Genomic DNA, 12258 nt, shown 5'->3' with positions numbered 1-12258 from the left:
CTTTTTCGGATCGGCTCTTCGGATGCTCGTTATGCCTGGTTCCGGTCCGCAGGGGGTGCCGCTTATGGATACCGCATGGATTTCGCTGCTAAAGGAGGATACGTTTTTTGCAAGCACGGCATTCGAGTTTCTTGACCAAAGTGAAGCGGGATAAATACCTGCTGTTGCTGCTTCTTCCCTGTGCTCTGTATTACATCATTTTTAAATATGTTCCCATATTCGGCGTTTCGATCGCCTTCATGGACTACAACTTGTTTAAGGGAATCGCGGAGAGCGATTGGGTGGGGTTCAAATATTTCAGCATGTTTTTTAATACGCCCGACTTCTGGCCTGTTCTCCGGAATACATTTCTGCTGGGGTTGTATAAGCTGATTTTCGGCTTTCCCGCACCCATCATACTTGCGTTACTCATTAATGAAGTGAGCAAATCTTTCTTGAAGCGATTTGTCCAGACGGTCAGTTATCTTCCGCATTTCATATCCAACGTGGTTGTCGCGGGGATCGCGGTCATGTTTCTGTCGCCTACAGGCGGGGTGGTCAACCAGCTGCTGAATGCCATTGGGCTTGAGCGGATCAACTTTCTGGTGGAAGCCTCCTGGTTCAGGTCGATTTATGTGACGACGGACGTATGGCAGCATATTGGATGGGGGACCATTATCTATTTGGCCGCTTTGACGGCCATCGATCCGCAGCTCTATGAAGCGGCGCGCATGGACGGAGCGAACCGGTGGAGACAGACGCTGAACATTACGCTGCCCGGCATCGCCCCGGCGATTGTGATCATCCTGATACTCGACATCGGAAAAATATTGGAGATCGGCTTTGAGAAGGTATACCTGCTTGCGACTCCCGCTACTTACGAGACGGCCGATATCATATCTACTTACGTATACAGAGTAGGCTTAACGCAAGGCAACTACAGCTATGCAACGGCGATCGATCTGTTTACCGGCATCATCAGCTTTATTTTCATTATCGCGGCAAATGCGTTCAGCCGGCGAGTCAGCGGAAGCAGCATCTGGTAGAGGAGGAACGTGATGAAACCCAAATGGAATTGGTTTGACGCCCTGAATGCCTTGATATTGACTGGGGTCGTAGGGGCGTGTTTATACCCGTTTGTCTACATGCTGGCCGTGTCCCTCAGCGATTCCGCCTCCATTGCCTCGGGGGAGGTCTGGCTGTGGCCGAAGGGCTTCAACCTGGACATGTATCAGTATGTGTTCGAGGACGGGCGGGTGCTGAAAGGATACAAGAATACGCTGATTTATGTCGTTCTCGGAACGACGATTTCCTTGTTGGTGACGGCGCTGGGGGCCTATTCGCTGTCCAAGGCCAAGCTGGTCATGGGTAAACCGATATTGATGCTGATCGTGTTTACGATGTTTTTCAACGGCGGCATGATTCCGACGTTTCTGGTCGTGAAGGAGTTGGGCTTTGTCAACACCATATGGGGCATGGTACTCCCAGGAGCAGTAGCCACCTGGAATCTGCTGATCATGCGGACTTTCTTCATGGGGATGCCCCAAGAGCTTGAGGAATCCGGCAAAATCGACGGTCTGTCCGAGATCGGAATTTTCTTTCGGATTGTGCTTCCGCTCTCCAAGCCGGTGCTTGCCACCATCGGATTGTATTATGCGGTGGGGATGTGGAATAACTTCATGGGTCCGCTGCTGTATTTGCGGGATGCCGATATGCAGCCGCTGCAGGTGATATTAAGAAACATCGTGCTGTCGGGCCAATTGACAGGAACGGATGGGCCTGTTGTAGGCGATATCGTGGTGGTGGAGGATGGTCTGAAGTTCGCTACCATCATGGTGTCCACCCTGCCGATCCTGCTGGTTTACCCGTTTATCCAGAAATATTTCGTAAAAGGAGCTTTGATCGGCTCCGTCAAAGGTTAAGCGGCCGGCCGCTCACCTGCCTTACCGGATCCAGTTGGTTTTCCGGTAATCGCCTGGTGTTTGGCCGGTTATTTTTTTGAACATGCGGATAAAGGAAGTGACGTTGCGGTAGCCGATCCGGTTGCCTACTTCCTGAATCGGCATGTTCGTCGTCTCCAGAAGCTCTTTTGCTTTTGTTATCCGGATGGCATTCAATTGGTCGCTGAAGTTGCTCCCCGTCTTCTCTTTAATATACCCGGACAGATAGGTGGGTGACATGTTGAGTTTATAAGCGAGCTGCTCGAGCGATATTTCTTCGTTGTAATGGGACTCCAGGTACTGAATGACATATTGGATAATATCGTAATGCTCCTCCCGTTTCCGGCGGATCGCTTGGGTTGCATGGGAAAGCTCGCCCAGAAGGACTTCCCGGTATTGGGCGGGAGTTACGCTGTATGCAAGCATATCGGCATAATCCGGAAGCGCGTCGGTATTGATCTTCAGCAGTTCGACGGTTCTTCTCATGCGGACCGAGACCGATTTGGCAAAATGGCTCAGCTGATCCGCCGTAGCCTCCTGTCGCTGCAACCGTTCCAATGCCCGATCGATCAGCATTTGGCAGCTGCTCTCGTTGCCCGCCTGCAAATTCACGTAAAACTCGTGTTCCTGCTCGGCGGTGAAGCCCGTTACATCGCCGCGGAGTTCCTTCTCCCAGATAATCTGGGTTTCCTCAAGCGGCCGGGCTTGAAGCAGGAGCGACATGGCTTCCGCATAGGCTTGATCGAACTCCGAGGTTTGCTGGAAGACGGATGAAACCGCGATATTCACGAGATAGGCGCTTTGATCGTGATCAAATATCCGTTTGAGCTGGCTGAGGCTCTGCTGCAGCGTGTCTGATTTTTCCTGCGTGTACACGATGGATAAGATTTGTTTGCCCTCCATCTGAAGGGTGTGCGACAAGGGAAACGCCTCTTGGATCTGCAGCGTGATGATGTCCTTGATTTTGCCGGTTGCCCGTGACATCAAGGCATCAAGCTTTAGAGTCGGGTTATGACGGTACCTCAATTGATAGACGATGACCATGAATGCTCCTTCGCCGACCCAAAGTTCTTTGGAAGCGGCGGTATCGATGGCAATGTTTTTGAACTGTGCCAAATAATGATAGCTGGTTAAGAGCGGTTTGGTTTGGTCCATCCATTCCTTGATCATCTTGCGCTCGTGCTGCAATCCCTTCAGATGGTTGGAAATGGCGCTGAATTCGGCGATGCTTCCTTGATACAGCTCCATCTCCGTTTGGCCCAGCCCCGTCACCAATCTCTTCAGCGGTTGGTTGATATTGCGAGAGAAGACCCACGATGCCAACGTGCCTATTAGCAGGGTGGCGGCAAATAACAGCACGGCAGTCCAGTTCATGCGGCTGATGCTTTGATTAAGTTCGTTGTGCGGAATGATGGAGATATAGGTAAGACCGGAGCGTGCCCCTTTTTCGAAAAAATAGTACGATCCCTTCTCCATGATCCAATCCGACTGGCCGTCCCATTCCGGAAGCGGCTGGGAAGCCGCGTCCGGCGAGGATTCATACAGTTTCGTTCCCTTCGGGTCCAACAGTACGAAACGGGAACTATCCATTCCTTTATAGGATTCATACCAGCTTTTCATATTTACGAAAGCTATGATTCGCCAGGGGCTTCCTTGCACATCAGCGACTAACGGCAGCAGCTGCACCTCGCTCTTCTCGGTCCCGATGGAGAAGGTGCTGCTGGGAAGCATTTGCATAAACCCATTGGCGGGCACTGTCTTTTTCCAGAACTCGTAAGGATAGGAATTGCTGATGTAATAATGCTTGAACATGCGGTCATCGTTAACGATGCCGTCCCTTTCAAGCAGGAAGGCATGATTCCGGTAGTAGATCATGACATTATTCAAGTGATAGTATGGCTGGCTGACCAGGGTCCGAATCTGATCCGTCACCATTTCAACCTGCAGATAATCGATTCCTTTCTTTCCGCCGGCATCGGCCTGCCTGCTGATATTGCCGACGAATTCGTTATGCTGAAGGTTGAGGAGGAGGCTTTTCCAGGTGGAATATTGCTTCTCGAAATTGTCGACGGTGTTTCGAATCAGGGTCAGATTATATTTGACGATCTCATTGTTCACATTGCGGGAATAGAAGGTCATCGACCATAGGTTGTAGGAGGAGAGCAGGATAATCACGACGAGAAAATAGACCAACATTTTGACGAATAATGAATGAAGCGGAAAAAACGATTTCAACCATTTCATGCTGAATCTCCTTATGAACACGCCTACTTGTCTTTCTCTTTCCAAATCATTCTACCGGATCGCACAGAAAGGATAAAGAGTTTTATACTGCGTCACAGTTTGATCTTACTAAAAAGGGATTTAATGGTATAATAGTAACAAATGCACTAATTCTATGAGGAATGGAGAGAGAATCGAAATGACGATATTATGGGAAAATATCTTAATTATGCTTGCAGCAGGATTGCTTGGCATTGCCATTGTGGTGTTAGGCATTATAGGTTTGATACATTACGCGCGAAAAAACAATTAAGCATACATATATTTCCAATTTATATCTGGAAGGAATCATACCCATGCCAAATCGAGTGGATAAACGGTGAACTTTTTAAGGTAAGCGTTTTAAAAACATGTTACAATAGCTTGGGTTTAATATATAAAGGTTGACAGTGCCAACTTTCATAGATTGGTTCCGTGTCAGCCAGCCTTGTTCCAGTCATGTTGATAGGAGGATTCGAGAATGAATATCCATGAATATCAAGGAAAACAAGTACTGAAGCAATATGGAGTAGCTGTTCCGAACGGCAAGGTAGCGTTTACGGTGGAAGAAGCAGTTGAAGCTGCGCAATCTTTGGGCAGTCCCGTAACCGTTGTCAAAGCGCAGATCCACGCAGGCGGCCGCGGTAAAGCCGGCGGCGTTAAAGTGGCGAAGAACCTGGACGAGGTTCGTGCTTATGCCGAAGAAATTCTGGGCAAGGTGTTGGTGACTCACCAAACGGGTCCGGAAGGCAAGGAAGTCAAGCGTCTCCTTATTGAAGAGGGCTGCGATATTCGCAAAGAGTACTATATCGGGGTGGTCGTTGACCGCGCTACCGGCCGTGTCGTCATGATGGCGTCCGAGGAAGGCGGTACCGAAATCGAAGAGGTTGCAGCAGCAACTCCTGAGAAAATTTTCAAAGAAGTCGTGGATCCGGCGATCGGACTTCAAACATTCCAAGCGCGGAAATTAGCGTATTCCATTAATATTCCGAATGAACTGGTAGGTAAAGCCGTTCAGTTCATGCTGGCCTTGTATAAGGCATTTGTAGAGAAGGATTGCTCTATCGCTGAAATCAATCCGCTTGTCGTAACCGGTGACGGAAACGTCATGGCTCTCGATGCCAAACTTAATTTCGATTCCAATGCGTTGTTCCGTCATAAGGACATCTTGGAACTGCGCGATCTGGATGAGGAAGACGAGAAGGAAATCGAAGCGTCCAAATACGACTTGAGTTACATAGCTCTCGACGGCAACATCGGCTGTATGGTTAACGGCGCAGGTCTTGCCATGGCTACGATGGACATCATCAAGTATTATGGCGGCGACCCTGCCAACTTCCTTGATGTTGGGGGCGGCGCAACAACGGAGAAGGTAACGGAAGCCTTCAAGATTATTTTGTCCGATCCTCAAGTAAAAGGAATCTTTGTCAACATTTTCGGCGGCATTATGCGTTGCGACGTTATTGCTACTGGTGTTGTCGAAGCAGCGAAACAGCTGGGACTGACTCGTCCGCTTGTTGTACGCTTGGAAGGAACGAACGTAGACCTCGGCAAGCAGATTTTGGCTGAGTCCGGTCTGAATATCGTGCCTGCTGATTCCATGGCCGACGGAGCACAGAAGATCGTCTCCCTCGTTCAGTAATATTTCATTCCTGAAGGGGCATGGCACGATGGGCTTCTTAGCCCTGCCGTGCGGTTGCTTTCATTTTCAAATAACAATAGGGGATGTGAATCAATCGTGAGTATTTTGATCGATAAAAATACAAAAGTTATCACGCAAGGGATTACAGGTAAAACAGCCCTGTTCCATGCAAAAGGCGCCTTGGATTACGGTACGCAGATGGTCGGCGGAACTTCGCCCGGCAAAGGCGGAACCGAAGTTGAAATCACGCTGGAGAACGGCGAAACCGTCAAACTGCCGGTTTACAACACCGTTGAGGAAGCCAAAGCCAAAACAGGCGCAACCGCAAGCGTCATTTATGTACCGCCTGCTTTTGCGGCCGACTCCATTCTGGAAGCCGTTGATGCCGAGATGGATCTGGTGATCTGCATTACGGAAGGCATTCCGGTGCTCGACATGGTAAAGGTATCCCGTTATATGGAAGGCAAGAAGACTCGCTTGATCGGACCTAACTGTCCGGGTGTCATCACGCCGGGTGAATGTAAAATCGGCATCATGCCGGGTTATATCCACACACCGGGACATGTCGGGGTTGTATCGCGGAGCGGTACCTTGACCTATGAAGCCGTTCATCAGCTAACGGCTCGCGGGATCGGACAATCCTCCGCCGTAGGAATCGGCGGCGACCCTGTCAAAGGGACGGAGTTTATCGATGTGCTGAGACTGTTCAACGAAGATCCGAATACCAAAGCGGTGATCATGATCGGCGAGATCGGCGGAACCGCTGAGGAAGAAGCGGCTGAGTGGATCAAAGCGAACATGACCAAGCCGGTGGTAGGCTTCATTGGCGGCGCAACAGCGCCTCCAGGGAAACGCATGGGCCACGCGGGCGCGATCATTTCCGGCGGTAAAGGAACAGCCAAGGAAAAAATCGCTGTGCTTGAAGCATGCGGTATCAAAGTGGCTCCTACGCCTGCCGAAATGGGCTCGACCTTGGTTAGCGTGCTGGAAGAGAAGGGGCTTTTGGAGTCCTGCACAACGCACTAAGGCTTAAACCTATCCATTAATAGGCCAGATTTACGTTATAACTTAAGGTAAGCAACCTTTTATTTCCTGATTAGGAAATGAAGGGTTGCTTTTTTGTTTATGATTTTATATTTTAAGGAGGTCGCGTGATGAGGCTGGACAGATTACTTCTGATTGCATTGCATGAAAGCGAAGGCATCGGATGGAAGACCATAAACCGAATGGTATTGAACGGCGAGCTGCATGAAGGCTTGCTGTCCTATGATGCGCAGGATTGGAGAGCGTGCGGTCTGCCTGTCGAAAAAGCAAACAAGCTGGCTAAAGAATTCCCTATCGCCGTCGAAAGAAAGCGTGTCGAACTGTCGAATGACGAGGAGGTCGAGCTTCGACAAGTGGAAGACAAGGTATGGAATTTGACAAACCGCACAAAAATACGTATTATAACAGCCCTTGATGCTGTCTACCCGGACATGTTGAAATCGTCGCCGCAAGCGCCCTGGGTTCTGTATTGCATAGGGGATCCTCATTTGCTGTCCACGCCGGGGATCGCGATGGTCGGCACAAGAATGCCTACCGGCTACGGGCGCAAGGTTGCATCGATGCTGTCGGAGGCGCTGACACGAGCGGGGCTTATGGTTGTCAGCGGCATGGCCAGAGGCATTGACAGCGTCGTGCACGAAACCGCTTTGCGAAGCGGCGGGCCGACGGTAGCCGTTCTCGGAGCCGGCATCGATGTCATTTATCCGCCGGAGAACCGCTCACTTTATGAAGAGATCGCAGCTAAAGGGCTTATTATTTCCGAATACCCGCCGGGTACCAAGGCGCTGCCGGGATTCTTCCCGCAGCGAAACCGGATCATCGCCGGGCTGACGCTGGGAACCGTGGTGGTGGAGGCGGATGCCCGCAGCGGATCGCTGATTACGGCGGATTTGGCCCTGGAGGCGGGAAGGGACGTGTTTTCCGTTCCGGGACCGCTCACTTCACCCAAGAGCAGAGGGACCTTGGATTTGATCAAGCAAGGGGCCAAGATGGTCACGGAAGCCGGGGATATAATAGAAGAATATGATTCCTGGTTGCCAAAAGGGGTCTCGGATACATACAATAAGGAGCGGCGGGCCCCTCGTCAGGAGCGTCCGGATGAACTAGCCGGGTTGACAAATGACGAACGACAAATATACCATATGCTCGAACAGGGTCCCGGGTCGCTGGATGAGATGATCGAGCGTACCCGGTGGGATTTTGGACATTTGCATTCAGTTCTGTTATCTTTAATCATAAAAAAGCAGATTACCCAATTACCCGGTGCTATATATAAAATCATATAATGGGAAAGTTTGAATGTTGGAGAGGAGGATGAACCTGTGGCGGATTCACTCGTCATCGTAGAGTCGCCTGCCAAGGCGAAAACGATTGGCAAATATCTCGGCAGCAAGTATATCGTGAAGGCTTCGATGGGTCATGTTCGCGATTTGCCGAAGAGCCAGATCGGGGTTGAGGTGGAAAACGACTTCAATCCGAAATACATTACGATCCGCGGAAAAGGTTCTGTCTTAAAGGAACTTAAGGATGCTAGCAAAAAGGTGAAAAAAGTGTACCTCGCAGCTGACCCCGATCGCGAAGGGGAAGCCATTGCATGGCATCTTGCGCATGCGTTGGAGCTGGATGATACTCAAAGCCTGCGGGTTGTATTTAATGAAATAACGAAAACGGCCGTGAAGGATGCCTTCAAAACGCCGCGCAAAATTAACATGGATCTGGTTAATGCGCAGCAGGCCAGACGTATTTTGGACCGATTGGTTGGTTACAAGATCAGTCCTATTCTATGGAAGAAAGTGAAGAAGGGTCTTTCGGCCGGCCGGGTTCAATCGGTAGCCGTCAAAATCATTCTCGACCGCGAGAATGAGATAAGCGCTTTCGTTCCGGAAGAATATTGGACTATAACGGCTAAGCTGGCGATTAAAGGCTCCGCATTCGAAGCCAAATTCACGCAGCTAAACGGCGCGAAGAAGGAACTGACCAATGAGCAGGAAGTGAATGAAATCCTCGAGGCGATTCGGGATGCTTCCTTTAAGGTCGGCGAAGTGAAAGAGCGTGAGCGTCAGCGCCACCCGTCGCCGCCGTTTACGACGAGTTCCTTGCAGCAGGAGGCTGCGCGTAAACTCGGTTTCCGTGCCGCTAAGACCATGTCGGTAGCCCAGCAGCTGTACGAGGGTGTTGAGTTAGGCAAGGAAGGCACCGTCGGTTTAATTACTTACATGCGTACCGATTCCACGCGGATCTCAGGCACGGCTCAAGAAGAAGCGAAAGAATACATCACCGAGAAGTACGGTGATCCGTTCGTGCCGGAGAGCCCGAGACAATATTCGAAAAAAGCAGCCAACGCCCAGGATGCGCACGAAGCGATTCGTCCAACGTCCGTGCTGCGCGATCCGGAATCCATGAAACCGTATATGAGCCGCGACCAGCTTCGGTTGTACAAACTGGTCTGGGAACGCTTTGTCGCAAGCCAGATGTCTTCTGCAGTACTGGATACGCTTTCCGTTGACATCACTGCCGGGAATACGGTCTTCCGGGCGACCGGTTCGAAGGTCCGTTTCCCTGGATTCATGAAGGTCTACGTTGAAGGCAATGACGACGGAACGACAGAGGAAGACAAATACCTGCCGGAGCTTCATTCAGGAGACATTCTGGAGAAGCAGGACATTGAGCCGAAGCAGCACTTCACGCAGCCGCCTCCGCGTTATACGGAAGCGCGTCTTGTCCGAACGCTGGAGGAGCTAGGCATAGGGCGTCCAAGTACGTATGCGCCGACGCTGGAGACGATCCAGAAGAGAGGCTACGTTGCCATCGAAGAAAAAAAATTCATGCCGACCGAGCTCGGCGAGCTTGTCATCGAGCAGATGGAGCAGTTCTTCCCCGAAATCCTCAATGTGGAGTTTACGGCGAACATGGAAGAGGATCTCGACCATGTGGAGGAAGGCTCCGAGGACTGGGTCAAGGTATTGGCAGAGTTCTATGAGTCCTTTGAGAAGCGGCTTGAAGTAGCAGAGGAAGAAATGAAGGAAATCGAAATCGAAGATGAGGTTTCCGATGAGATCTGCGAAAAATGCGGCAAGCCCCTGGTTTATAAGCTTGGCCGTTTCGGTAAGTTTCTTGCCTGCTCTGGCTTCCCGGAATGCCGGAATACCAAGCCGATCGTGAAGGACATCGGCGTATCTTGCCCGAAATGCAAGGAAGGCCATGTCGTGGAACGACGGAGCAAGAAGGGGCGCGTCTTCTTTGGCTGTGACCGGTATCCCGAATGCGACTTTGTATCATGGGATAAACCGTCAACGAAGCCGTGTCCGAATTGCAGCAGTTTAATGGTAGAGAAGAAAAGCAAGCAAGGCATCAAGCTTCAGTGTACCTCTTGCGATTATTCCGAAATGGTCGAGGAACAGGACGAAGCAGCAGATTTGTAAGGCATACAGGGGGTAATGACGTTGACAGATTCACAGAGGGTTACGGTTATCGGGGCAGGACTTGCTGGCAGTGAAGCTGCCTGGCAGATCGCCAGCCGAGGCGTACCCGTTACACTATACGAGATGCGGCCGGTCGTAAAGACGCCGGCTCATCATACGGACAAGTTCGCCGAGCTTGTATGCAGTAATTCGCTTCGGGCGAACGGATTAACCAATGCGGTCGGCGTATTGAAGGAAGAGATGCGGATGCTGAATTCCCTCGTCATCGGATCGGCTGACCGCAATTCCGTCCCGGCTGGCGGCGCATTGGCCGTCGACCGCGACGGCTTCTCCGGAGAAATTACGGAAACCTTGCATCAGCATCCATTAATCGAGGTCGTAAATGAAGAAATTCAGCATATACCTGAAGAAGGCATCGTTGTTATTGCTACGGGACCGCTGACTTCGCCGGCATTGTCGTCGCAAATCCGCGAGCTGATGGGCGAAGACTATTTCTATTTTTACGATGCGGCTGCTCCGATCGTGGAGAAGGATTCCATCGATATGAGCAAGGTCTATCTGGCATCCCGTTATGATAAAGGCGAAGCGGCTTATCTGAATTGTCCCATGACGGAAGAAGAGTTTGACGCTTTCTATGACGCTCTAATCAATGCGGAAGTCGCACAGTTGAAAGAGTTTGAGAAGGAGATTTATTTTGAGGGCTGCATGCCGATCGAGGTCATGATGAAGCGTGGCAAACAAACCGCCTTGTTCGGCCCGATGAAGCCTGTTGGATTGGTGAACCCGCATACAGGCAAGCTGCCGCATGCTGTGGTGCAGCTCCGTCAGGATAATGCGGCAGGAACCCTCTATAATCTTGTCGGTTTCCAGACCCATTTGAAGTGGGGCGAACAGAAGCGGATCATTTCCATGATACCGGGACTCGAGAACGCCGAAATTGTGCGTTACGGCGTCATGCACCGCAATACGTTTGTCAATTCGCCAAAATTGCTGGAGCAAACCTATCAGGTGAAAACACGGCCGAATTTGTACCTGGCGGGACAAATGACCGGCGTCGAAGGGTATGTTGAATCGGCGGCGTCCGGATTGATTGCAGGCATTAATGCGGCAAGGGCGGCTCAGGGGCGTGAGAGGATCGTATTCCCTCAGGAATCGACCATCGGGAGCATGGCTTATTACATCACCCATGCCGATCCGGATAATTTCCAGCCGATGAACGCGAACTTCGGTCTTCTTCCGGGCCTAGAGAAGCGGATTCGCAACAAAAAGGAAAAGAACGAAGCGCTTGCGAACCGAGCTCTTGACGGGGTCCGCGTATTTATTAGCGAGCATGAACTAAATACAATCTAATCTTATTTTCTTAGGGAGGTCTTGCCATCATGGAAATGACTTTTCACGCCACGACGATTTGCGCAGTGCGGCACAATGGCACGGCAGCTATAGCCGGCGATGGCCAAGTCACATTCGGTGAAAGTGTAGTCATGAAGCAGACCGCCAAGAAAGTGCGCCGTCTTTACCGGGGACAAGTTGTCGCCGGTTTTGCCGGTTCTGTGGCGGATGCGATCACGTTGTTTGAGAAATTCGAAGGCAAGCTGGAGGAGCACCATGGAAACCTGCAGCGGGCCGCTGTCGAGCTTGCGAAGGACTGGCGTCAAGACCGGGTGCTCCGCAAACTTGAAGCCTTGATGATTGTTATGGACAAAACGGGGATGCTGCTGATTTCCGGCGGCGGCGAAATCATCGAGCCTGATGATGATGTGCTGGCCATTGGGTCAGGCGGCAATTTTGCCTTGTCTGCCGGACGTGCGCTTAAGCGCCATGCAGGACATATGGAAGCAAAAGACATCGCCAGAGAAGCCCTTCAGATCGCTTCTGAGGTGTGTGTCTACACGAACAGCAACATTATTGTTGAAGAGCTGTAAGAGGGCCATGCAGCAACATATAGCCATATCAGGGGTGGAGGTATTCG

The 12258-nt window shown here is 51.0% G+C and carries 9 protein-coding genes; 8 read left to right on the top strand and 1 reads right to left on the bottom strand.

From position 1 onward, the window contains the following. Nucleotides 1-131 precede the first annotated feature (131 nt). Together MHH82_RS21265 and MHH82_RS21260 are read left to right on the top strand one after the other, a co-directional pair. Entirely contained in the window at nt 132-1025 is an 894-nt protein-coding gene (locus MHH82_RS21265; RefSeq protein WP_235201591.1) for an ABC transporter permease, read from the top strand. A gap of 12 nt (nt 1026-1037) precedes the next feature. Next, nucleotides 1038-1901, top strand: a complete 864-nt coding sequence (locus MHH82_RS21260) for a carbohydrate ABC transporter permease (protein WP_015736337.1) — start codon at nt 1038-1040, stop codon at nt 1899-1901. Nucleotides 1902-1922: 21 nt separating this feature from the next. Here the strand turns inward: MHH82_RS21260 and MHH82_RS21255 are convergent, their stop codons facing one another. Beyond that, on the bottom strand, nt 1923-4163 hold the full coding sequence (locus MHH82_RS21255; RefSeq protein ID WP_015736336.1) for a helix-turn-helix domain-containing protein: 2241 nt from the start codon (nt 4161-4163) through the stop codon (nt 1923-1925). Between the two features lie 499 nt (nt 4164-4662). Here MHH82_RS21255 and sucC point away from each other — a divergent pair, with 499 nt between their 5' ends. The 6 genes from sucC (at nt 4663) to hslV (ending at nt 12211) form a co-directional block, all read left to right on the top strand. Further along, nucleotides 4663-5823, top strand: a complete 1161-nt coding sequence (sucC, locus tag MHH82_RS21250; protein ID WP_009594712.1) for an ADP-forming succinate--CoA ligase subunit beta — start codon at nt 4663-4665, stop codon at nt 5821-5823. A 96-nt stretch (nt 5824-5919) separates the two neighbouring features. Then, nucleotides 5920-6849: a succinate--CoA ligase subunit alpha gene (gene sucD, locus MHH82_RS21245; protein ID WP_009594770.1), complete on the top strand. Its 930-nt coding sequence runs from the start codon at nt 5920-5922 to the stop codon at nt 6847-6849. 128 nt (nt 6850-6977) lie between these two features. Then, a complete protein-coding gene (gene dprA / locus MHH82_RS21240; protein ID WP_145037589.1) occupies nt 6978-8153 on the top strand; it encodes a DNA-processing protein DprA in 1176 nt (391 codons plus the stop codon). Between the two features lie 36 nt (nt 8154-8189). Then, nucleotides 8190-10289 carry a type I DNA topoisomerase gene (topA, locus tag MHH82_RS21235; RefSeq protein WP_015736334.1) on the top strand — a complete coding sequence of 700 codons (2100 nt, stop codon included), beginning with the start codon at nt 8190-8192 and terminating at the stop codon, nt 10287-10289. 15 nt (nt 10290-10304) lie between these two features. After that, nucleotides 10305-11639, top strand: a complete 1335-nt coding sequence (trmFO, locus tag MHH82_RS21230) for an FADH(2)-oxidizing methylenetetrahydrofolate--tRNA-(uracil(54)-C(5))-methyltransferase TrmFO (protein WP_445661977.1) — start codon at nt 10305-10307, stop codon at nt 11637-11639. Between the two features lie 29 nt (nt 11640-11668). Beyond that, a complete protein-coding gene (gene hslV / locus MHH82_RS21225) occupies nt 11669-12211 on the top strand; it encodes an ATP-dependent protease subunit HslV (RefSeq protein ID WP_006211334.1) in 543 nt (180 codons plus the stop codon). Nucleotides 12212-12258: the final 47 nt, after the last annotated feature.

It is taken from the genome of Bacillus sp. FSL K6-6540 (assembly GCF_038007545.1).
The sequence above is the reverse complement of the archived record's forward strand: the minus strand, read 5'-3'. Positions and strand labels throughout refer to the sequence as shown.